22 protein-coding genes are annotated in these 22,028 nt (G+C 68.7%); 12 read left to right on the top strand and 10 right to left on the bottom strand.

Features of this window, described 5'->3' with window-relative positions:
• The first annotated feature begins 161 nt into the window (after nt 1–161).
• Together QZ647_RS02135 and QZ647_RS02130 are read left to right on the top strand one after the other, a co-directional pair.
• Entirely contained in the window at nt 162–1,091 is a 930-nt protein-coding gene (locus QZ647_RS02135) for an A24 family peptidase (protein ID WP_291270594.1), read from the top strand.
• Nucleotides 1,092–1,188: 97 nt separating this feature from the next.
• The gene (locus QZ647_RS02130) at nt 1,189–2,133 is read left to right on the top strand and encodes an ion channel (RefSeq protein ID WP_291270593.1); all 945 of its coding nucleotides are present in this window, start codon (nt 1,189–1,191) and stop codon (nt 2,131–2,133) included.
• A 48-nt stretch (nt 2,134–2,181) separates the two neighbouring features.
• Here QZ647_RS02130 and mce read toward each other — a convergent pair whose 3' ends face one another.
• From mce to tmk, 5 genes are all read right to left on the bottom strand, one after another.
• Entirely contained in the window at nt 2,182–2,586 is a 405-nt protein-coding gene (gene mce, locus QZ647_RS02125) for a methylmalonyl-CoA epimerase (protein WP_291270592.1), read from the bottom strand.
• A gap of 36 nt (nt 2,587–2,622) precedes the next feature.
• Nucleotides 2,623–3,831, bottom strand: a complete 1,209-nt coding sequence (locus QZ647_RS02120) for a hypothetical protein (protein ID WP_291270591.1) — start codon at nt 3,829–3,831, stop codon at nt 2,623–2,625.
• A gap of 62 nt (nt 3,832–3,893) precedes the next feature.
• Entirely contained in the window at nt 3,894–4,136 is a 243-nt protein-coding gene (locus tag QZ647_RS02115; RefSeq protein ID WP_291270590.1) for a DUF2492 family protein, read from the bottom strand.
• Nucleotides 4,137–4,259: 123 nt separating this feature from the next.
• Nucleotides 4,260–5,273 carry a hypothetical protein gene (locus QZ647_RS02110; RefSeq protein ID WP_291270589.1) on the bottom strand — a complete coding sequence of 338 codons (1,014 nt, stop codon included), beginning with the start codon at nt 5,271–5,273 and terminating at the stop codon, nt 4,260–4,262.
• A complete protein-coding gene (gene tmk, locus QZ647_RS02105; RefSeq protein ID WP_291270588.1) occupies nt 5,273–5,938 on the bottom strand; it encodes a dTMP kinase in 666 nt (221 codons plus the stop codon). Before tmk ends, QZ647_RS02110 begins: the two co-directional genes overlap by 1 nt.
• Nucleotides 5,939–6,059: 121 nt before the next feature.
• Here tmk and QZ647_RS02100 point away from each other — a divergent pair, with 121 nt between their 5' ends.
• Nucleotides 6,060–7,190 (top strand): zinc-ribbon domain-containing protein, encoded by a 1,131-nt coding sequence (locus QZ647_RS02100; protein WP_291270587.1) that lies wholly within the window; start codon nt 6,060–6,062, stop codon nt 7,188–7,190.
• A 1-nt stretch (nt 7,191) separates the two neighbouring features.
• Nucleotides 7,192–7,683: a hypothetical protein gene (locus QZ647_RS02095; RefSeq protein WP_291270586.1), complete on the top strand. Its 492-nt coding sequence runs from the start codon at nt 7,192–7,194 to the stop codon at nt 7,681–7,683.
• On the opposite strand, the gene rfaE1 is transcribed toward QZ647_RS02095, so the two are convergent.
• From rfaE1 to QZ647_RS02080, 3 genes are read right to left on the bottom strand one after another with little or no spacing between them, the layout of a single operon-like run.
• Complete coding sequence (gene rfaE1, locus QZ647_RS02090; protein ID WP_291270585.1) at nt 7,680–8,684, bottom strand: D-glycero-beta-D-manno-heptose-7-phosphate kinase; 1,005 nt, start codon at nt 8,682–8,684, stop codon at nt 7,680–7,682. The two genes, QZ647_RS02095 and rfaE1, sit on opposite strands and share 4 nt — an antisense overlap.
• Nucleotides 8,681–8,848: a Trm112 family protein gene (locus QZ647_RS02085; RefSeq protein ID WP_291270584.1), complete on the bottom strand. Its 168-nt coding sequence runs from the start codon at nt 8,846–8,848 to the stop codon at nt 8,681–8,683. The genes rfaE1 and QZ647_RS02085 overlap by 4 nt, the downstream gene beginning before the upstream one ends.
• Nucleotides 8,849–8,857: 9 nt before the next feature.
• On the bottom strand, nt 8,858–9,982 hold the full coding sequence (locus QZ647_RS02080; RefSeq protein WP_291270583.1) for a hypothetical protein: 1,125 nt from the start codon (nt 9,980–9,982) through the stop codon (nt 8,858–8,860).
• A 167-nt stretch (nt 9,983–10,149) separates the two neighbouring features.
• On the opposite strand from QZ647_RS02080, the gene QZ647_RS02075 reads away from it, so the two are divergent.
• Nucleotides 10,150–11,223, top strand: coding sequence for a 3-deoxy-7-phosphoheptulonate synthase (locus tag QZ647_RS02075; protein WP_291270582.1), 1,074 nt, complete (start codon nt 10,150–10,152; stop codon nt 11,221–11,223).
• Between the two features lie 33 nt (nt 11,224–11,256).
• Here QZ647_RS02075 and QZ647_RS02070 read toward each other — a convergent pair whose 3' ends face one another.
• Nucleotides 11,257–13,959, bottom strand: coding sequence for a serine/threonine-protein kinase (locus QZ647_RS02070; RefSeq protein WP_291270581.1), 2,703 nt, complete (start codon nt 13,957–13,959; stop codon nt 11,257–11,259).
• Between the two features lie 209 nt (nt 13,960–14,168).
• Nucleotides 14,169–16,205 carry a (Fe-S)-binding protein gene (locus QZ647_RS02065; protein ID WP_291270580.1) on the bottom strand — a complete coding sequence of 679 codons (2,037 nt, stop codon included), beginning with the start codon at nt 16,203–16,205 and terminating at the stop codon, nt 14,169–14,171.
• Nucleotides 16,206–16,346: 141 nt separating this feature from the next.
• On the opposite strand from QZ647_RS02065, the gene QZ647_RS02060 reads away from it, so the two are divergent.
• The 7 genes from QZ647_RS02060 (at nt 16,347) to QZ647_RS02030 (ending at nt 22,008) form a co-directional block, all read left to right on the top strand.
• Entirely contained in the window at nt 16,347–16,700 is a 354-nt protein-coding gene (locus tag QZ647_RS02060; protein ID WP_291270579.1) for a 6-carboxytetrahydropterin synthase, read from the top strand.
• A 16-nt stretch (nt 16,701–16,716) separates the two neighbouring features.
• The gene (gene lepB, locus QZ647_RS02055) at nt 16,717–17,148 is read left to right on the top strand and encodes a signal peptidase I (protein WP_291270578.1); all 432 of its coding nucleotides are present in this window, start codon (nt 16,717–16,719) and stop codon (nt 17,146–17,148) included.
• A gap of 40 nt (nt 17,149–17,188) precedes the next feature.
• Nucleotides 17,189–18,490 carry a UDP-N-acetylglucosamine 1-carboxyvinyltransferase gene (gene murA, locus QZ647_RS02050; RefSeq protein ID WP_291270577.1) on the top strand — a complete coding sequence of 434 codons (1,302 nt, stop codon included), beginning with the start codon at nt 17,189–17,191 and terminating at the stop codon, nt 18,488–18,490.
• Nucleotides 18,491–18,523: 33 nt separating this feature from the next.
• Nucleotides 18,524–19,210 (top strand): YafY family protein, encoded by a 687-nt coding sequence (locus QZ647_RS02045; RefSeq protein WP_291270576.1) that lies wholly within the window; start codon nt 18,524–18,526, stop codon nt 19,208–19,210.
• Nucleotides 19,211–19,294: 84 nt separating this feature from the next.
• Nucleotides 19,295–19,798: a DinB family protein gene (locus QZ647_RS02040; protein ID WP_291270575.1), complete on the top strand. Its 504-nt coding sequence runs from the start codon at nt 19,295–19,297 to the stop codon at nt 19,796–19,798.
• Nucleotides 19,799–19,897: 99 nt separating this feature from the next.
• The gene (locus tag QZ647_RS02035; RefSeq protein WP_286354011.1) at nt 19,898–20,845 is read left to right on the top strand and encodes a ribose-phosphate pyrophosphokinase; all 948 of its coding nucleotides are present in this window, start codon (nt 19,898–19,900) and stop codon (nt 20,843–20,845) included.
• Nucleotides 20,845–22,008 (top strand): class I SAM-dependent methyltransferase, encoded by a 1,164-nt coding sequence (locus QZ647_RS02030; protein WP_291270574.1) that lies wholly within the window; start codon nt 20,845–20,847, stop codon nt 22,006–22,008. Before QZ647_RS02035 ends, QZ647_RS02030 begins: the two co-directional genes overlap by 1 nt.
• Nucleotides 22,009–22,028 lie beyond the last annotated feature (20 nt).

Here is a 22,028-nt window from a genome sequence, read left to right as displayed (position 1 = left end):
CCTTCATTCTGCCGCGAATGGCAGGGAAGTCCCCACTCCTGAAAACGAAGCCCCGAGCAGGCCGCCCTTGACGGAAGGCTCCACCTGCCAGCAAGGCGGGGACCAGGGGGGCGCAGAGGTCGCTCGCAGCCGGGCGGTCACCCCTGAGTTATCGTAGTCCCATGCCCTTCATGGACCTCCCCCCCTGGCTCCTGAGTCTTCTCCTGGCGCCGTTCGGCCTGATCTTCGGCTCGTTTTCCAATGTGCTCATCCACCGGCTGCCCCAGGAGGCGCCGGAGGACCGCAATGTGGTGACCAAGGCCAGCCACTGCCCCGCCTGCCAGGCGAAGATCAAGCCCTGGCACAATGTCCCGCTCTTCGGGTGGCTGTGGCTCCGCGGAAAGTGCGCCGCCTGCGGCTGGCGCATCCCCGTGCGCTACCCGCTGGTGGAGGTGCTGGGCGGCCTGATCCTGGGTGGCGCCCACTGGTTCTTCCCCTTCGGAACGCTTATCTGGCTCAAGGCCGTGATCTGCGCCTACGCGCTGGTCGTGCTGTTCTTCACGGACTTCACGGAGATGATCCTGCCGGACGCCATCCAGTTCCCCCTCATGGCCTTCGGGGTGCTCTGCGCCCTGCCGCAGCTGGCCTGGCCCGAGACCCTCCTCAAGGTCTGGGGCCGCCAGGACACCCTCATCCAGGCTCTGGCCTTCCACAACGGCCTGCAGCCCGCTCCCGCGTTCCGCGGCTTCGAGGCCGCCGTCACCTGGGAGACCAGCCTCCTGGGCCTGCTGATCGGCTATGGCGGTCCCGCCCTGCTCAACCAGGTCTACAAATGGATCCGCAAGACTGACGGCCTGGGCATGGGCGACTTCAAGATGCTGGCTTGGCTGGGCGCCTTCTGGGGCTGGGGGCCCATGCTCGGCATCCTCTTCCTGGGCGCGGGCCTCGGCGCCGCCGTGGGCGTGCCCCTCATGCTCATGCGCCGCGGCCCCGACCAGGCCGTCTCAGGCCAGACCATGCTGCCCTTCGGCTGCTTCCTGGCGCTCGCCACGCCGGTGGTGGTGTTCTTCGGGCGGGCCCTGTGGCTCGGATACCTGGGGTGGGTGGGCTGACCGCCTCGCAGGGCCCCGGGGGCTGGCGGGCCAACCTCCACCCCTGGCATGGTGGTCATCCGTCCCTCCACTCGGGCCTCCCTTCCACAGGACATCCATGCCCCCTCCCCCCCGCGGTATCCCAGTTGTTGACGACCTCGGTTTGGGTCTCCAGGCGAACTCCGGTCGAGGGGTCAACAAGGACGGCTCCTTCAATGTGCGCCGCCGGGGCCTGCCCCGCTTCCGCTTCTACGAGCTCTACCACCACCTCATCACCATGGGCTGGGCCCCCTTCCTGGGGCTCCTGCTCCTGGCCTTCGTCATCACCAACGCCCTCTTCGCCCTCCTCTACCTGGGCATCGGGATGGAACACTTCACCCGGCCCGGGGGCGAGACGCTGCCCGACCGGATGCAGGACGCCTTCTTCTTCAGCGCCCAGACGCTCACCACCGTGGGCTACGGGCACATCAGCCCGAAGGGCACCCTCGCCAACACTGCCGCGGCGCTGGAATCCCTGCTGGGCCTCCTCAGCTTCGCCCTGGCCACGGGCCTCCTCTACGGAAGGTTCTCCCGGCCCCAGGCCTGCCTCCGGTTCAGCGCCCAGGCCGTGGTGGCCAGCTACGGGCCCATCACCGGCTTCATGTTCCGCCTCGTCAACATGCGCAGCAACCAGCTCATCGAGGTGGAGGCCACGCTCAGCCTCTCGTTCGAAGATCCGGGCTCCCGCCAGCGCCGGTTCATGAACCTTTCGCTGGAGCGATCCAAGATCAACCTCTTCCCTTCCAGCTGGACCGTGGTGCATCCCATCGACGAGACGAGTCCCCTACAGGGGATGACCGCCGAGGACCTGCGCCGGGCCAGGGCCGAGTTCATCGTCCTCATCAAGGCCTTCGACGACACCTTCTCGCAGACCATCTACGCCCGCACCTCCTACACCGCGGAGGAGGTGCGTTGGGGCACCCGGTTCACGCCCATGCTCTTCGCGACCGCCGATGGAATGACCGAAATGGATGTGACGCAACTGGATGCCCTGGAGGGACCGGAGGCCACGGAGCGCGGCTGACAGGGCCGGCAGCTCCCGACCCGGCGCGAATCCGATCCGCGGAACCCCTCACGCCCCCTGGCTCAGCTCCATCAACACGCCCCCGGTCTCCGCCGGATGGATGAAGGCCACGCGGCAGCCGTGGGCACCGTTCCGCGGGGCCTGGTCGATCATGCGCACGCCTTTGGCGAGCAGCTGCGCCACGGCCGCGTCGATGTCATCCACCTCGAAGCAGACATGGTGGATGCCGGGGCCGCGCTTCGCCAGGAACTTCCCGATGGGACCTTCGGGGTCGGTGCTCTCCAGGAACTCCAGGGTGCTCTCACCCACGGGGAAGAAGGCCGTCTTCACCTTCTGCTCGGCCACCTCCTCCGCATGGTCCGCCGTCATGTCGAAGAGTCGTGCCATGCGCGCCATGGCCTCGTCCAGACCCGGCGTCGCGATGCCCAAATGGTTGATGCGGAGCAGGTGCATGGGATCCCCCGGACACAGTGTAGGCCCGAGGCTCCGTTAGATTGACGGGTGCTTTCCCGAGGAGCGGGGGAAGACTTCCTTCGCGCACTCGGGACAGATGCCGTGGGTGAATTCGGCGTCGGTGTGCTCGTTCAGATAGGCCTCGATCTGGTTCCAGTAGCCCTTGTCATCCCGGATCTTTTTGCAGTGGCTGCAGATCGGTAGCATGCCGCCCAGCGTCTTCACTTCCGCCAGCAGGTTCCGCAGATTCTCGTGGACCACCTGCTGCCGCTGCCAGGCCCGGTGCATCAACCAGGAAGCCACCAGGGTCAGGCAGGTGAACAGGGCCACTTCCGTGAGCTCCTGAACCGCTTCCCGGCACCATCCCGCCAGGTAGTCCTGCTCGGCCAGCCCCACCAGAACATAGAAGGGCTGGCCCGTCACCCGGCGGATGGCGAAGGTGCGCTGGACATGGTCAAAGGGAGTGCGGGCCCGGTAGATGCCCATGCTCTGACCGGACTGGGCGAAGGCCGAGAACTCGGTCGAGATGACCTTCTGGCCGACCCCAGTGCCGGCGGCCACGGGCTCGGGGTGGCGGGCGATCAGCTCCAGTTCCAGGTTCCGGAGGGCCACTGAACCGTGGGGCCCCACATCGAGGGAAGAGAACGCCTGACTGAACTGATCCAGGCCAATCACGGCATGGACCATGCCCGCGAAGCTGTGATCGGGGCCCTCCAGGCGCCGGGCCAGGATGATCACCCAGGTGCCGGTGAGCCTCCCGAAAATGGGCTTGGAGATCACCACCCCGGCCTCGGGCAGGTCCCGGAGCCGGATGAAATGCTCGCGATCCGCCACGCTGACGCTGGTGCCACCCCCGACGCCACTCCCGTGGTCGATCATCCCCTTGGCATCGGTCGTGCGCAGGGCCAGCAACCCCGGCACCCGCTCGTACTGCCGCCGGATGAAGGCATCCAGATCGCGGCGGTCACCCTTGGGGCCGGCCACGGACCGCTCCACCTCGTCCTTCACGGCCAAGACCGCCACATCGGCCCGGATGAAGGTGTCGGCCACATAGCGATCAAGGACCTGGGCCAGGTTCTGGCCCGTGACGATGGCCCGATCCTGGTGGTTGCGCCAGCTCTGCCGGAGGGAGACCACCGCCATGAGGATGACGAACAGGTTCAGGATCAGGATCCCCGCGCTCAGCCGGATCAGAAAGGACCGGGGGGCGAAGGGTGAATCGAGATCGACCGGGTGGGCGTCCATGAGGTCCGCGGTGGAAAGACTTCCTGGAGATCCTACTGGAGTCCGGCCTCTGACCCCTGGAATCAGTGCTGGCAAGCCGGGGCGGGCCCCAGGGTCACCCGACCGTCGGCCAGGTTGATCTTGCCCTTCTGGCCGAGGAAGGCCAGCACACCGTCGAAGTCGAAGGAGTCGCCGTGGCAGTTGTGATAGACGGGATCAGGCCCATGGACGGCGAGGGCGGCGGTCCGGAGATCCTCGACGGGGATGGATCCGCCGCGCTCCATCACCAGGGACAGCAGGTCGTGGCCGTAAAGGGGATCGGACATGGGGGTCTCCGGTTCAGGAGCGCTGACTCCTGAATCAAGTTTAGCCCAGGGTGGGGTGATCCGGGTCACGCCCGCTCCCGAGCCTGCCTGAGATGGCCAGAGCCGCCCGGGCCGCGGTCAGGATCAGGAGGCCTGGAGGGTCAGACCCACTTCCCGCAGCAGGGGCTCCGGGCTCAGGTTCCGCGGCAGGTGGCGCAGGGACTCGAGGACAGCCTCCTGGGGGGTCTTGAGGTCCCGGAACTTGGCGGCCAGCGGCTCCAGGGCCCCGCGCCAAGGCTCGAGGGCCGGGGCCTCCCCCGCCTGGATCCGGGCCAGATCCGCCAGCAGGCGCAGAAGCAGCTCCAAGGGCTGCCGCAGCTGTTCCCCCTGAGCCAGGACCGAGTCCTTTTCGGGAAGCAGGGCCTCCCCCACCTCGCTGAAGGCGCGGCCCCCCAGCAGGGCGATCCAGGCCTCCACCTGGGCCTCGGCCCGGCGGAAGGCGGGTTCTTCCAGGAAGCGCAGGCTGCCCTCCCCCAGGGCGGCCCAGCGGGCCCGATCGTCCTCGCCCCACCCCTGCCGCATCGCCACCGCCCAAGCCTCTTCCGGCGGCAGGGGCGCGAAGGGGATGCGCTCGCAGCGGCTGCGGATGGTCTGGAGCAGGGCCTCGGGCCGGTGGGTCACCAGGATGAAGTGGGTACCCTCGGGGGGCTCCTCGAGGGTCTTGAGCAGGATGTTGCCGCTGGATTCGTTGAGGCGGTGGGCCTCCTCCACCAGGATCCAGCGGTGGCATCCCAAGGGCGGGGCCAGGGAGGCCCACTCGATGACACCGCGGCTGAAGCGGGGCTGGTTGTTCGAGTCCAGGCCTTCGCGGATCTGGTCGATGCGGATGACGCCCGCCTTGCCCTCGGGCGTGATGCGCAGCAGGTTGGGCAGCTCGAAGGGCAGGTCATCGCCCAGGAACATCCGGCAGCCTTCGCACTGGCCGCAGGCATTCCGGCGGAAGCAGATCTCGCGCTGGGCCAGCTCCAGGGCCACGCGGCGTTTGCCGATGCCCTCCGGCCCGGTGAAGAGCAGTGAGCCGCGGATCCGGTCGGCCTGCAGGCGATCCAGCAGGCGCTGACGGAGGGCCCGGTGACCGGCGATGTCCGGGGCGAACATCAATCGACCCCGAAGCCGGCGCTGCGCAGCAGGGGCGTCACCCGCGCCCAGATGGCCGCTTCCACCTGGTCGACGGGATCCCGGGCGGGCACCAGGGCCACGCGGCCGGGGTGGCTCTGGGCGATGGCCAGGAAGCGGTTGCGCACCTTGCGGTGGAACTCCAGGGCGGCGTTGTCGAAGCGCGTTTCCGCGAATTCGGCCCCCAGGGAGAGGTTGCGGACCTCCACGCGCTGGAGCGACAGCTCGGGATCCATGTCCAACACCACGGTGAGGCTGGGGCGGAGTCCCCGCAGGACCAGCTCGCTGAGGCGGTCCAGGGCCGCCTCGGGCACGCCGCTGGCGCCCTGATAGGCCCGGGTGGAATCCTCGAAGCGATCCACCAGCACGACCTTTCCTTCCGCCAGCGCGGGGCGGATCACCGTCTCGAGATGCTGGGCCCGGTCGGCGTAGAAGAGCAGCAGTTCCGCGTCCGCGCACCAGGTCTCGCCACTGGCGTGGCGCTCCAGCAGCAGGCGGCGCAACTCCCGACCCAGGGCCGTGCCGCCGGGCTCCTTCGAGACCACCAGGGGCAGGCCCAGGCGCCGCAGGCGCTCGGACAGCCGGAGCAGCTGGGTGGACTTGCCCGAGCCTTCCACACCCTCGATGGTGATGAACACGCCGCGCACCGGACCTCCGTCCGATGAGGATACCCGGCGAGGGGCGGCCGGCGGCGGGCCGAGGTGTGTCGGGAGGTTTGGCCCGCGCTCATGCGGAGTGCTATCCTGCTCGAAACTCCAGGAGTTCCAGGTGGCCGAAGCGATCCATTGCCCCAGCTGCTCCACCCGCTACCGCCTCCGCCCCGAGCGGCTCCGGCCGGCCATCCGCCGGGCCCGGTGCTTCTCCTGCGGCGGCGTGTTTCCCGTGGGTGACATCGTGGCCCGCCTGCTGGCGCCAGCAGAAGCAAATGACTTCGACCTCGGCGCAGACCTCGAATCCGGCCTCGAGTCCCGCCCGGGCTCTGAGCTGGGGGACCTCCCCGACTTCCAGCCCTCGGATGGACCCCCCTCCCTCACGCTGGGCGACCTGGAGGGGACAGACGCGGAGATCCTCGAGAAGACCCTCGTGGACACTCCCGCCGCCCTGCCCGAGGCCCAGCAGGCCCCGGCGCCTGAGAGGGCGCTTGAGACGGCGCCCGCGGTCCCGCCCTTCCCCCCCGAGATCACCGAGACCACCCTGTCCGGCTACACCTCCGCCCGGGACGCCATCGACAAGCTGTTCGGGGATGCCCCGGCCCAGCCCTCGGGTCTGAAGATCACCAAGGATTCGTCCGCCATGGACATGGAGGCCACCCTCACCGCCCTGGAAGCCACCCTGGGCGGCGGTGAGATGCCCACCCCCCCCGGGGAGGCCCACTGGTCTGACGAAGGCCCCACCGCTTCCGGGCACCCGACTGAAGGCCCCCAGGCTGCCTCCAGCACCACGGTGCGTCTCTCCCAGGAGGATCTCCGGGCCGCCTTGGCCGTTGCGCCTCAGGAGCCTTCGTCCTTCCGGTCCCCTGAGCCAGTCCCGGCTCCCGAAGCGCGCAAAGCGGCCGCACCGTCGACGCCGTCCCTCTCCCCTTCGGACTTGTTTCCGACTTCGCTGGCCACGGATGCGGGCGCCGAGCTTCTGCGGCTGAAGATCGGCGAGGAGATCTACCCCGGGCTCACCATGTCCCAGATCATCGCCTGGGTGGAGGAGGGCCGCATCCTGGAGAACCACCTGGTGGCCCGGCAGCACAGCGAAAACTGGCTGGAGGCGCACAAAGTTCCGGGCCTGCGCCCAGTCTTCGAGCGCCTCCGCCGCGAGCGCAGCGGCGGCGCTCCTTCCCTGGATTCCCCGGTCATGGAGATCGCCCCCAAGAAGAGCCTCTTCGGCGGCCTCTTCGGCAAGAACTGACATGCAGATCCTCGCCCTCGCCGCCCTCCTCGCCCTGCCCCAGGTCCCGCCGACCCAACCGGCGCCGCCCGTCGCCGTTTCCGCGCCCCTCTCCGCCCCCGAGGCCTCGCTCTCGTTCTACTCCGAGAGCTTCGCCTTCGCCTGGGACCGCGTGATCCCCCTCACGGTGAACCTCGACGGCCTCAAGGTGACCCAGATCTTCTTCAACAAGCGCGTGGTGGAACCCGGCTTCTTCAACCTGCTCAAGGGCGCCGAGTTCGGCACCCGGGCCCAGGTGGAGGTGACCAACACGGGCAAGTATCCGAAGATCCCCGGCTTTGCCGTGGCCGTTCTCGATAAGGACGGGAAGCTTCTGGGCGCGGCCTCCGGCGGCACCAAGGTCGGCACCATCAAGCCTGGCGAAACCGAGACCTTCGATCTGAACTTCACCCAGGTGAAGGAGCGCCTCGCCAAGGGCGACCGGTTCCTGCTCACCATCGAACTCAGGAACTAATTCGCTTCTTGCTCGTGGTAGTGGGCGAGGATCTCCGCCGGCGTGGCCGTGGCCGTGCCCACCTTGGCGACCACCACGCCTGCGGCGGCGTTGGCCAGCATGGCGGCTTCGCGCCAGTCCGCCCCCGCGGCCACGGCGGCGCTGAACGCGGCGATGACCGTGTCGCCCGCGCCGCTCACATCGAAGACCTCCCGGGCTTCCGTCGGAACCATCCAGGGAGCCGCGTGGTCCTCGTCTGGCGCGAAGAGGGCCATGCCCCGCTCGCTGCGCGTGACCAACAGGCCCCTCAGGCCCAGCTCCGCCATGATGGCGCGGCCCGCCTCGGCCACCTCCGCATCGGTCCGGGCCGGCGCGTGGGCCAGCTCCGAGGCCTCCTTGGTGTTGGGCGTCATGAGGGTGGCGCCCCGGTACAGGGCCTTGTGCGCTGGCTTGGGATCCACGATCCAGGGCAGGTTCCGCGCGGCGCAGAACTCCCGCACCGCCTCCATGACGGTCTCGTTCACGGCGCCCTTGGCGTAGTCGGACACGATGAGGGCCGAGGCCTCGCTCAGGGCGCGGTCCAGACGGTCCTTGAGGCCCAGCAGCACGGCGGCCTCCCTCGGTCCTGATTCCTCTCGGTCGATGCGGAGCATCTGCTGCTGCTGGCCGATGACGCGGGTCTTGATGATGGTGGGCCGGGAGGCATCCAGCACCAGGCCCGAAATGGAGATGCCCAGGCGGCCCAGCAGGCTGAGCACCCGGTCGCCCGCCCCATCCTTCTGCAGGGTGCCGATGAGGAGGGGCTCCGCGCCCAGGGCCTTGAGGTTGGCCGCCACATTGGCCGCGCCGCCCAGCACGGCGTGCTCCCGCACCACCCGGACGATCGGTACGGGCGCCTCTGGCGAGATGCGGCTCACTTCGCCGAACAGGTACTCATCCAGCATGACATCGCCCAGCACGGCCACCTTGCGGCCTTCCATGCGCCGGAGCAGCGATTCGGCCTGGGCCCGGTCGAGCCTCATGGCTGGGCTTTCTTCGCCTGGTCCACCAGCATCACGGGAATCCCGTCCTCGATGGGGTAGAGCAGGCCGCAGCCCTGGCAGTGCAGTCCCTCCGCCTTCTCCAGCAGGTCGCCGTGGCAGGCCGGACAGCAGAGGATCTCGAGGAGGCGGGGATCGAGCGGCATGGGGGTAGCTTATCGGAATTGGCTCGCCCCCGGGGCCCGCTCCCCTCCCGCGGGCAGGTCGAGGGGCCTACCCAGAAACAGCGTGCCCCGCGCCACGCCCCGCAGGGTGTTCGCCAGGATGTAGAGCCAGAGGCCGACCAGCGTGACCGTCAGGAGGAGGGCGTAGCCCCGCGTGAGGGGGGAGGGGAAGCGCAAGGCGATCTTCTGGCTGCCGATGGTGTAGGCGGCCAGGGGAAACACGAAGGCCCACCAGCCCAGGCTGAAGGGGATCCCCCCGCGGCGGACCTGGTGGAGGCAAATGATCAGGATGATGGCCAGGATCCACATGCCGAAGCCCCAGAGGGTGGCGGCGCCGACGGAGAAGAGCCCGGTTTCGGTGACGAGCCCCAGACTCCGGGCATGGATGCCCAGGTCCAGGAGGCAGCTCACCGCGAGCCCCGCCGCGCTCAGGAAGATGCCGAAGGTGGGCGTCGTTTCCGCCGGGGGCAGGGGGTGCTGCGCCAGCCGGACGAAGATGATGGCGCCGATGAACAGGAAGAGGAAGAAGCCGATGCCCAGCATCGCGGCGTTGACGGCGAAGATCGTCAGGCACCAGTCCGGCCGGAACTGAAGGGCCTGTCCCAGCACCGGATTCCCCAGAAGCAGCAGGGCCATGTTGGCGATGGGCGCCATGATCCAGGAGAAGTTCATGGTCTCGGGATCAGGCGGTGCTTCGGCGCGGATGAACCGGAAGGTCGTGAAGAGGGTGAAGAAGGCCACGCCGGCGACGGCGATGACCCAGCAGGCCAGCATCAGCCCAAAGGCCCACGCCCGGTTCAGGTGGGGCCCCCAGATCAGGTGGATGTTCGTGCCCAGGATGACGGTGGCCACCGGCATCGTGACGAAGAAGTTCGACGAGACGGGATGGTGGAGGTCGCGCCGCACATAGTCGAAGTGGCGCACCCAGCGGAGCAGCCACGGAATCAGCACGATGAAGAATCCGACATCGGCCAGGGCCGCCACGACCAGGCTCGAGCGCCACAGCCCCGGGATCTGGCCCTCCCAGAGGAACAGGATGTTCGCCAGCCCTCCAGTGCCCATGATCACGGCGAACCAGCCTGGCGCAAAGTGCTTGATGGCGTGCTTTTCCTGCATCCGTACTCCCTGGACCCTGTCTTTCGCCGTGCCTGCGAACGCATCCCTTTCGGGTGGCGCAGGGAATCGGCTGGAAGACCGCAGTCTCCCGGTTCGCAGCCTCTGCCCGGGTGCCACCCGCACGGCATGAGAAACTCCTACCTTAGCCCTTCCGGAAAGCCCCGGCCATGACTCATCACACCCTCGAAAACCTCAACATCGATGCCTTCGACCGGATGCCCTCTCCGGCCGAAGTCCACGCGGCCCTTCCCGTCCCGGACGCCGTGGCCGACACCGTGGCCGGCGGGCGCCGGGACCTCCAGCGCATCCTCGCGCGCGAAGACCCCCGGCTCATGGTGGTGGTGGGACCGTGCAGCATCCACGACCCCGCGGCGGGGCTGGAGTACGCGACCCGGCTCAAGGCTCTGTCGGAGGAGGTCTCGGATTCACTCCTGCTGGTGATGCGGGTCTATTTCGAGAAGCCGCGCACCTCCACGGGCTGGAAGGGCTACATCAACGATCCGCGGATGGACGATTCCTTCCACATCGAGGAGGGGATGCGGAAGGCCCGGGAGTTCCTGCTGCGCATCGGGGAGATCGGTCTGCCCGCCGCCACGGAGGCCCTGGACCCCAACACGCCCCAGTACATCGGCGACCTCATCGCCTGGACGGCCATCGGGGCCCGGACCTCGGAATCCCAGACCCACCGGGAGATGTCCAGCGGCCTGTCCACGCCCGTGGGCTTCAAGAACGCCACGGACGGCGACCTGGGGGCCGCCGTGAATGCCATCCTCTCGGCCGCCCGTCCCCACAGCTTCCTGGGCCTCAACGACCAGGGCTCCGCCGCCATCGTGCGGACTCGGGGGAATGCCCATGGCCACCTGGTGCTGCGCGGCGGCGGGGGTCGCCCCAACTACGACACCGTCAGCATCGCCCTGGCCGAGGCCGCCCTGCGCAAGGCGGGACTGCCCGAAAACATCGTGGTGGACTGCTCTCACGCGAACAGCCACAAGAATCCCCGGCTCCAGCCCCTGGTCTTCCTGGACTGCGCCCACCAGATCCTCCGCGGCAACCGGTCCATCGTCGGGTTGATGGTGGAAAGCTTCCTCGAAGAGGGTAGCCAGCCCATTCCCGCCGACCTCGCCACCCTGCGCTACGGCTGCTCCGTGACGGACGCCTGCCTCGGCTGGGAGGATACGGCCACCCTGCTCCGGGAGGCCCGGAACCTGCTGAAAGATGCCCTGCCGGAACGGCGTGGATGAGCCCCGCAACGGTAGGCGGGCCGGTGCTCTCCCCTACCGGAGCCCCTCGACCAGGTAGAGGGCGCTGAGCTTGCGGTCGTAGGTGAAGGCGAAGGCCTTCCCGTCGGGCGTGGCATAGGCCGTCCGCGTCTGCAGGTAGCCTGCGGCATCGGGCGGCATGAAGCGGTGGACCTCCACCCGCTTCCCCGTGACGGGATCCAGGCGGTGGACCGTCACCGGCAGGAGGGAGAGTTCCGGGCGGACGAAGAGGCTCCGGCCATCCGCCGCCCAGCTGATGAGCCGTTCCTCGGCCTGGACCCCCCGGATGGGCACAGGCTTCCCCCCATCGACCGGCAGGATGAACCAGGTCTTGCGGTCGCTCGTGATGAAGAGACGCTTCCCGTCGGGCGACAGGGGACTGCTGCCCACGATGTTGTGACCGAAGCCCTCCTCGGTGATGGCCCGGGGCTCGCCGCCCTTGAGCTCCACCAGGTAGTACTTCAACCCCTGGGATCCCTCGCTCCCCTGGAAGAGCGCGCGATGTCCATCCGGCAGGAGGAAGGCGCACCCGACCGCCCGGAACCGCTGGGGCAGGGGCACCACGATGGGCTGGTCCTGCCCCACGGACAGGAACACCAGGCAGGGCCTGGGCGAGGCGGGATCCAGGACGGCCGCAGGGTTCAGGCCCGCCTTCAGGAGCCCCGTGGTCACGCCGGTGTCGAGATCCTTCGGGCTGAGTCCGTTGAGGTTCAGCTGAATCCAGCGTCCCCCCAGGGAGAATCCGTAGGGGTTGCCCTTGGCCAGCTTCAGGGCGGGCCCACCCGCGAAATCCGCGAGATAGGTTTCATCCAGGGCGGTTCCCCCATCCAAAGCTGGCGATTCGAGCAGGAGCAGCCGCCCGCCATCCGGGCTCAGCCCCTGGACCTGGGTGCCGCCGCGGACCGAGCGTTCCTGGTGGGTCAGCTCCCCGGCCCGCTGCACCAACACGCCACGCCGCACCTGATGGTTGGCCAGGAGGGCCCGCCCATCGGAAAAGACATCCATGAGCTGCTTGGAGCCGTCCCCACGCCACAGGAGGCGCGCCGGAGATCCCGGCCGGATCGACCACAGGGCCGTCTGATCCGCCTGGAGTTCGCTCAGCCACAGATCATTCCCAGGCCCCCAGGCGAGTCCGGTGAGGGTGTCACCGAAGCCGTCTCCGGGCTTTTCGAACACCACGGTCCGCCGGCCCTCCCGGTCCAGCAGCACGACCTTGGCGCTTCCACCCTGGGTCTCGACCATGGCCATCCGGTCTCCGCCCGGAGACAGCCGGATCAGCTTGGCGGTATGGCTGATGCCGTTGGACTCGAAGGCCGCCCGTCCGATCGGAAACTCCAGGCGGCCCCGCTGCGCGTCGTCGCTGGTCAGCAGGGCCAGACCCTGGCCGTCCCAGGCCGCCTCGAGCACATCCGCCTGGAGGTCCCGCAACGCCCCTCCACCCGCAGGCACCCGGGCGAGGGTGCCGCGGTAGCGCCCCAGCAGCCAGCGGCGGGGGTGCCGGATCAGGGCCAGGTCGTTGTTCCCGGACACCCCCACCAGCAGGGCATCCTTCAACCCCAGGGGCTTGGGTTCCAGGCTTCGGGGGTCGATGACGAAGGTCTCCGAATCGCCGCCTCCGAGCCTCGCCGAGAAGAAGATGGTCTTGCCATCGGGCCCGAAGAAGGCGGATTCCACGGTCCCCGGCGTGAAGAAGAGCCGCTGGAAGGCGGGCGCCGAAAGCGCTGCCGGGGTGCCGCGGAAAGCCCAGGCGAGCCCGCCCCCGGTCAGGGCCAGCCCGAGGGCGGAGCCCAGGAGGACCCGGCGCCGCCAGGCCGGCCATCGGAGCCCCGGGCCCCACGCGGGGAGGGGGCTCGCCATGGACAGGGGGGCCTCCAGCCCGAAGGCCAGGTCCTTCATGTTCTGGAACCGGTCCTGGGGGCGCTTCTCCAGGCAGCGGAAGACGAGCCGGTCCAGCCCGGGGGCCAAGGCGCCCCGGAGACCCTCGAGCTCCGGGGGCGCGTCCCGGAGGATGGCCGAAAAGGTTTCGGCGCCGCTGGGTCCGGCAAATGGCCGCCGTCCGGTGAGCATCTCGAAGAGCACCACCCCCAGGCTGAAGATGTCCGAGCGGGTGTCCGCCGGCTCACCCCGCACCTGCTCAGGGCTCATGTAGCCCACCGTCCCGATGAGCATTCCGGCCTCGCTGAGCTCTGTCGGGTGCTCGGATCCGGGCCTCAGGGTCGCCATCTGGCCGCGCCCGGATTCCAGCGTCTTGGCCAGCCCGAAGTCCAGCACCTTGACCTGGCCATCCTCCGTGATGAAGACATTGTCCGGCTTCAGGTCCCGGTGGATGATGCCCTTCTCGTGGGCGGCCCCCACGCCACGGGCGATCTGGATGGCCCACTCCACGGCCTTCCGGGGGGGCACGGCGCCATCCCTCAGGATCTCCCGGAGGCTGCTTCCCTCCAGCAGCTCCATCACCGCGTAGGCCCGGCTGCCATCCCAGCCGAAGTCGAAGATGCCCAGGATGTTGGGATGAGAGAGGGCCGCCACCGCCTTGGCCTCGCGTTCGAAGCGGGCCCGGGTCCGGGGGTCCTGGTAGAGCGCCTGGGGCAGCACCTTGATGGCCACGAAACGGTCCAGTTTCGGATCGTGGGCCTTGAAGACCTCCCCCATGCCACCGGAACCCAGGGGGCTCAGGATCTCGTAGGGGCCGATGCGGGTTCCAGGGACGGGGGGCATGGATTCGCTGCGGGAAATGGTGCGGTGGAGGACCGGGCGGACGGGAAAGCCAGGTTCCTCACCCAACCCATCTGAGGATCAGGCCCTCAGGGTGACACGGTTTGGCGGGGGGCCGCCCGGGCCCGGGAACCCCGGCGGAGCAGCCGTGCTCCAGGTCACAAAGGAAAGGGGGGTGCCGGTGGCGCCCCCCTTTCCGGTCAGCCATCCGGCTACTTCAGGGCCTTCGCCGCCAGCTCCAGCACATCGGTGGTGGCCACGCCCTCGTGGTTCGTCTCCCCCGCCGCGTTGTTGAGCATCACATTGCAGAAGGGGCAGCCCACGGCGATGGTGGTGGCCTTGGTTTCCATGGCCTGCTCGAAGCGCTCATGGTTGACGCGCTTGCCCAGGTGCTCCTCCAGCCAGAAGCGGCCGCCGCCGGCGCCACAGCACATGGTGGCCTCCCCGTGCTTCTCCATCTCGGTGAGCTTCACGCCGGGGATGGCATCCAGGATGGCCCGCGGCGCCTCCACCTGGCCGTTGATGCGGCTGAGGTAGCAGGGATCGTGGTAGGTGAGGTCCACATCCACGGTCTGTTCCATCTTCAGCTTGCCTTCGCTGATGAGTTTCGCCACCAGTTCGGTGCCGTGCACCACTTCGAAGTCGCCCCCGAAGGCCGGATACTCGTTCTTCAGGGTGTTGAGGCAGTGGGGGCAGTTGGTGATGACCTTCTTCACACCATGGCCCTTGAGGACCTCGATGTTGGCCTCCGTGGCCGTCTGGTAGAGGTACTCGTTCCCCAGGCGCCGCGCGGATTCGCAGGTGCAGCTCTCCTCGGTGCCGAGGATCGCGAACGACACATTCGCGGCCTTGAGCAGCTTCACCAGGGCCTGGGAGACCTTCTGGCCTGCGGCGTCGTAGGAACCGGCGCAGCCCACCCAGAACAGATACTCAGCCTCGGGGTTCTCGGCGAAGGTGGGCACTTCGAGTCCCTCGGCCCACTTGGCGCGGTCCGCCTGGGGCAGGTTCCAGGGGTTGCCCTGGCGCTCCATGCCCTTGAAGGCGGTCTGGGCCTCGGCGGGGAAGTCGCTCTCCTCCAGCGTGAGGTAGCGACGCATGCCGATGATCTTGTCCACGAAGCTGATCTGCAGGGGGCAGGCCCACTCGCAGTAGCCGCAGCTGGTGCAGGCCCAGATGGTGTCCTGGCTGATCCAGCCTTCCAGCTGTGCCTTGCTCCAGGGCGCCACTTCGTCATCGCGCTTCCAGTAGGAGCCCTCGGGCACGGGGCCGCCGATGAGCTTGCGGTCCTCGGGGACGGGCTGGTCCTGGCCCATCTGCTCCAGGGGCGTGGCCTTCAGGTAGTCGCGAAGGTCATTGCCGAAATCCTTGGGCCGGAGCGGCTTGCCGGTAAGCGTGGTGGGGCAGTTCTCCAGGCAGCGGCCGCACTCCACGCAGGTGTAGAAGTCGAGCATCTGCTTCCAGGAGAAGTCCTGGATCTTGTTGATGCCGAAGTGCTCGGCCTCCAGATCCATGGGCTTCAGGTTCTTCTGGGGCTCCAGTTCCCGGAAGTAGATGTTGAAGAGCGAGGTGAACACATGGAAGTGCTTGGAATAGGGGAGGAAATTGGCGAAGAAGTAGAGGGTCGCCAGGTGCAGCCACCACATGCTCTTGTAGAGCACCAGCAGCCCCGTGCCGCCCATGTCCCGCAGCTGGTTCGCCACGAAGAGGCTCACGGGGGCCCAGGCCTTCCATGCCGGGTTGTGCAGCCAGATGTAGGCCCCGTCCGCCAGCAGGTCCGTGATCATCAGGGTGCCGATGAGGCTCAGGGTGGCCCAGGCGTCCCAGGAGTTCTCCAGGCGCCAGGGCTTGGCGGCCAGGCGGCGGAAGGTCGCGAGGCCCAGCCCCAGCAGCACCAGCACCTCGAAGACATCCTTGGTGGCCTGGTAGCCGTAGCCGAAGGCGCCCAGGGCCTCGGTCATGTGGAAGGCGGGGAAGAGCCCTTCCAGCACCAGCCCGATGGACCGCAGGGCCAGGGCGCAGAAGCCCCAGAAGATGAGGATGTGGTAGAAGCCCGCGTATTTGTCGCGGACCATGCGCTTCTGCATGATGGCCAGGGTGAAGACCCCCTTCAGGCGCACCCAGGGCTGGTCGAAGCGGTTGTCCGGCAGGCCGGCCCTCAGGGTGGCCAGGCGCTTCCGCACGGTCCAGGCGAAGAACCCGGCCGCAGCCAGCGTCATGATCCAGAACAGCGCGATTTCCAGGGCCTTCATGGCGGTCCCTCCTTGCAGTCATCAATCGGAACGGGCCGTGGCGCGGCGCCGCCCATTGTCTCACCCGGCTATCAGGTATGCAGTCGAAGGGACAGTGTAGCCATGGGCATGACAAACTGAAGGCCCGACCTGGAGTCAGACTTGGGAAGCACCTCCGCCCTCCATTTTGAAGCCGCCGTCACCCGCCCCCTGTCGGTGGTGTTCCGGGCGGGCGAAGCCTGGGAGGGCCACGACTACACGGTGGAGGTGGTGGCCACACGGCAGGGCCTGGACGGCTTCGATGTCGTGGTCGACTTCCGCGACCTGGAGGCCGCCCTGGACCGCAGCCTGGCCCCCCTGCAGGGCAGGCTCCTCTCCGAGCTGGGGCTGGACGGCCCCCTGGCCCTGGCCCAGCGCCTGCTGGCCGAGCTGGCCCCCTTCGTCCCGTCCCCCGCGCGCCTCAAGGAGGTGGCCCTGACGGATGGGCGGGGACGGAGGATGGTGGTGCTTTCGTGAGGCTGGGCTGACCCTCATGCGTCCCTGGATCCCCGGCGCTGCCCTGGCCCTGGCCCTCTCGCCGCTGGCCGTGATCCACCCGGTGCGCGTGTCCGGGCGCAGCATGGAACCGAACCTGGCCAACGGCCGCCTGCGCTGGGTCCTGCGGGCCTGGGTGATTCCCCCGCCCCGGCGGGGGGAGGTCTGGCTGGTCGAAGGACCGCACGGTTCCTCCGTGAAGCGGGTGCTGGGCCTGCCCGGCGAGACCCTGACCTGGCAGGGTCCCGATCTCTGGATCGACGGCCGACGCATCGACGAGCCCTGGGTGGTCCACCCCGAACGGGGAGGAGAGGGGCACCAAATCTGCAACCGGGGTTATCTGGTCCTGGGCGACAACCGGCCGGAGAGCCAGGATGGGCGGCAATGGGGCCCCCTCCCCAGGACCGCCATGAGAGGCCGGATCCTCTAGCCGGGGCGCGGTTGGGCTACGCTGGAGGGCTGGAGATTCGATGGACCGACTGGTGATCCAAGGTGGACATCCCCTGCGGGGGCGCATCCGGGTGTCGGGGGCCAAGAACGCGGCCCTGCCCTGCCTCGCGGCGACCCTGTTGACGCCCGACCCGGTCCTCCTGTCCAACCTGCCCGCCGTGGCCGACATCCGCACCATGGTGAAGGTGCTGCAGGCCCTGGGCACGGAAGCCTCCCTGGAACCGGAAGGCGAGGGCTTCGAGCTGACCGCCCGGCTGGCCTGCGCCGGCAGCGAGGATCCCAAGGCCCCCTACGACCTGGTGAAGACCATGCGGGCCTCCATCCTGGTGCTGGGGCCCCTGCTCGCCCGCTTCGGCAAGGCCACCGTGAGCCTCCCCGGCGGCTGCGCCATCGGCGCCCGCCCCGTGAACCTGCACCTGGAGGCCCTTGAGCGCATGGGCGCCTCCATCGAAATCAGCCATGGCTACATCCACGCCACCGTGAAGGGCCCCCTGCAGGCCATCGACCACGCCTTCGAGAAGGTGAGCGTGGGCGCCACGGAGAACATCCTCATGGCCGCGGCCCTGGCCAAGGGCACCACGGTCCTGCGCAACGCGGCCATGGAGCCCGAGATCGGCGACCTGGCCCAGCTGCTCGTCAAGATGGGCGCCCAGATCGAGGGCATCGGCACGGGAACCCTCACCATCACCGGTGTGGCGAAGCTCCATGGCTGCGAGCACGCGGTCATCGCCGACCGCATCGAGGCCGGCACCTACCTCTGCGCCGTGGCCGCGGCCTGCGGCGATGTGGTGCTGGATCGCTGCGAGCCCGGGCACCTGCGCGCACTGCTGGACCTGCTGGAGCGGGCGGGCTGCCTGGTCACCGAGCGGGAGGGCCAGGACGGCCGCCAGCTCCGCATCCAGCGGGAGCCCGGCCAGAAGCTGCGGTCCAAGGATGTCACCACCCTGCCCTACCCTGGTTTCCCCACGGACCTGCAGGCGCAGGTGATGGCCGTCATGACACAGGCCTGCGGCATCAGCGTCATCAATGAAGGCATCTTCGAGAACCGCTTCCAGCACGCCATGGAGCTGGAGCGCCTGGGCGCGAACCTCCGCACGGACGGCCACCGCGCCATCGTGGCCGGCCCAGCGGACCTGACCGGGTGCACGGTCATGGCCACAGACCTCCGCGCCAGCGCCGCCCTGGTCATCGCCGGCCTCGTGGCCAAGGGCGAGACCATCGTCGACCGCATCTATCATCTCGACCGCGGCTATGCCGGCCTGGAGAAGAAGCTCCAGGGCGTCGGGGCCCGCATCGAGCGGGTGGGTGGCGGCAAGGTCTAGCCGACCGCGCGCCCCGCCCGCCCTCGGAAACCCATGCGCCGCGCCGACCGCCTGTTCCAGATCGTGCAGCTGCTGCGGCGGGACCGCATCAGTACCGCCGCCCGCCTGTCCAGGGAGCTCGGTGTCAGCGAGCGCACCCTCTACCGCGACATCGCGGACCTCATGGCCTCGGGCGTGCCCATCGAGAGTGAAGCCGGTGTGGGCTACAGCCTCCCCCGGCATTTCGACCTCCCTCCCCTCATGCTCAACGCGGAGGAGGGCGAGGCGCTGCTTCTGGGTGCTCGCGTCGTGGCCGCCTGGGGCGATCCCTCGCTCCGGGAGGCCGCAGAGAGCCTCCTCCGGAAAGTCGAGGCCGTCCTGCCGCCGGACCGGAGGCGGTCGCTGTCGGACCTGCCCTTCCTGGTGCCGGACTTCCATGTCCCCCCGGAAACCGCCCGCTTCCTCGGCGAGCTGCGCCGGGGTCTGCGCGAGCATCGCCGCGTCCGGATCACCTACGCGCGCGCCGACGGAACCGCCTCGACCCGGGTGCTGCAGCCCCTGGGCCTGGTCTTCTGGGGCTACCGGTGGCACCTCGCGGCCTGGTGCGAGCTGCGCGAAGCCCTCCGCACCTTCCGCGTGGACCGCATCCAGTCCAGCGAGGTGCTCGACCCCTTCGAGCCGACCCCTGGCCAGGGCCTGGAGGACTACCTTGGACAATTCCGGGCGGGACCTTCCCGGTGACCCCGCTCCGGGGATGAACCCTCCTGCCACCAGGTTGTCAGGAGCCCTGTCCTATCCTGGGTCTCCCTCATCCAAGGAGCCCCGATGCCGCTCTCCCAAGCCCTCCTCCCCGAGTTCCAGCACGAAATGGCGAGCCTCCGCCGCGTGATCGAGCGGATCCCCGCCGGCCGGATGGACTACCGCCCCCACCCCAAGTCCTTCACGCTGGGCGACCTAGCGAATCACCTGGTCACGATTCCCGGCTGGACCATCAGCACCCTGACCCGCACCGAGCTGGATTTCGGCCTGCCCGAGACCCGCGCCAGCCAGCCGAAGCCGAGCGACACCGTCGAGGGGCTGCTCCGGACCCTGGACCAGGGCGTGGAGGGGGCGCTGGAAGTCCTGGCCAAGACCCCGGATGAGGCCTTCCAGGTGGTCTGGACCCTCAAGAACGAGGGCGTGGTGATCCTGGCCATGCCGCGCGCCGCGGTCTACCGCAGCTTCGTGATGAACCATCTCATCCATCACCGGGCCCAGCTCGCCGTCTATCTCCGCCTGCTGGATGTGCCGGTCCCCTCCATCTACGGCCCCAGCGCCGACGAAAGCTGAGTTCCTCCCCCGGAAACCGGGTCAGGCTGCTTCCGCTTCATCCCTGTGACGACCTCCACGCGGGGGGTCGGCTACACTGGGTCCGAGATCGGGGGATCCATGTTCGGCGAGATGAAGGTCTTTTCCGGGAGCAGCCACCCGGACTTGGCGAGAGGCATCGCCACGCACATGGGCATGCCCCTCGGCAAGCTGAAGGTCACCCGGTTCTCCAACGAGAACATCAAGGTGAAGGTCGAGGAGAATGTCCGCGAATCGGATGTCTTCGTGATCCAGACCTCCTGCCCGCCCGTCAGCGACAACCTGCTGGAGCTGCTGATCCTCATCGACGCCCTGAAGTTCGCGTCCGCGGCCCGCATCACGGCGGTGCTGCCCTACTTTCCCTATGCCCGTAGCGACAAGAAGGACGAGGCGCGCATCTCCATCACGGCCCGCCTGGTGGCCGACCTGCTGGAGACCGCCGGGGCCGACCGCGTGCTCACGATGACCCTGCACGCCCCGCAGATCCTGGGCTTCTTCCGGAAGCCCGCAGACCAACTCCTGGCCACGCCCATCCTCACCAACTACTTCAAGACCAAGGATCTCTCCAATGCCGTGGTGGTGGCCACAGATGCCGGAGCGGCCAAGTTCGCCGGCCACTTCGCCAAGCGGCTGTCCGTGCCCATGGCCATCATCGACAAGCGCCGCTTCGATGACTCCGAGAAGGCCCAGAGCGTGGCCCTGATCGGCGACGCGAAGGGCAAGGACGCCATCATCTACGACGACGAGATCGCCACGGGCGGCTCCATCAAGGAGGCGGCCCGCATCCTCCGCGAGTTCGGTGCCCGCACGGTGCGCGTGGGCGTCACCCACCCGGTGCTCTCCGGCAACGCACTGGAGACCCTCACTTCCGCCAACCTGGATGAGCTGGTGGTCACCGACAGCATTCCGATCTCGCCCGAACGCGCCAAGGCCCTTCCGAACCTGCGGGTGCTTTCCACCGCCGCCCTCTTCGGGGATGCCATCCTTCGCATCCACGGGGGCCGCAGCATCAGTGAGATGATGGACTGATGCCCCCGCGCCTCGGCCCCATCGAGGCGCCGCCGGCCCTCGACCTGCTCGGGCCCCTCGGTCCCGAGATCGCCCGCCTGTTCACCCGGCCCTTCCTGGTGCTCCACCGGGCCTCGGGTCTGTACACCGCCCGAACCTGCCTGCTGCTGCTCATGGACCTGGGCTGGGAGGCCCGGCTACGCGGTGGCACCACCCTCGACGCGCTCTGCGAGGGGCTCCCCGCCCAGGCCCGCAAGCCCCTGGCCTGGATGCTCCCCTTCCTCGCCTCGGAGGGCCTGCTGCAACGGACTGGCGAGCGCTTCACGCTGGCGGGCGAACCCGACCTGGACCTCGCCGGCCTCCGGGAGCAGGTGGAAGCCGAGGCCCCTGGCCACGGGTCCAACTTCGACCTGCTGGACGGCGTGCGTTCCCACATCCAGCCCTTCTTCACCGAAGGGAAGAGCGGTGACAGCCTCCTGTTCGACCTGGCCCTGTTCCCCCTCTGGCTCGCCTACTTCCGCAATGGCAACCTGGGATACTTCCCCAACAACTGGCTCACCCTGCTGGCCCTCCGCGAGGGGCTCCCGGAAGGCGCGCGAATCCTGGAGCTGGGGGCCGGCGCCGGATCTTTCGCCCAGCTCGTCGCCCAGACGGGGGCCGAAGCGGGCTGGCTTGGCCGCATCGCGGACTACCGCTTCACCGATGTGGCTCCCACCTTCCTGCGACGGGCCCAGAGGGACCTGAAGAGCGTCGCGCCCGGACTGCCCGTCAGCTTCCAGGCCCTGGACATGAACCGGCCCCTCGGGGACCAGGGCATCGAAGCGGCGAGCCTGGACGCCATCGTCGGGATCAATGTGCTGCATGTGGCCCAGGATCTGGAAGCCACCCTGCGGGACCTACGTGGCCGCCTGAAGCCCGGCGGCCGCCTGGTCCTGGGCGAATGCCTGAAACCCACCCTGGATGCCCCCCTCTACCTGGAATTCTTCTTCAGCTTCATCAAGAGCTTCACGGAGGTGAAACTCGACCCGCGCTGGCGCCCCCGCCACGGTTTCCTCACCCCCGAAGCCTGGCGCGAGGCCCTGGGTCACGCGGGCTTCTCGCGGGTCGAGTGCATCCCCCCGCCCCGCCCCCTGATGGACCAGCACCCCAGCTTCACCGTGGGCGCCATGTCCGCCTTCGCCTGACCTCCAGACAGGAAGCGGCG

Origin of the sequence: Geothrix sp. (genome assembly GCF_020622065.1) — a bacterium.
Taxonomy (GTDB): Bacteria; Acidobacteriota; Holophagae; order Holophagales; family Holophagaceae; genus Geothrix.
This window is presented reverse-complemented; position numbering and strand designations above follow the sequence as displayed.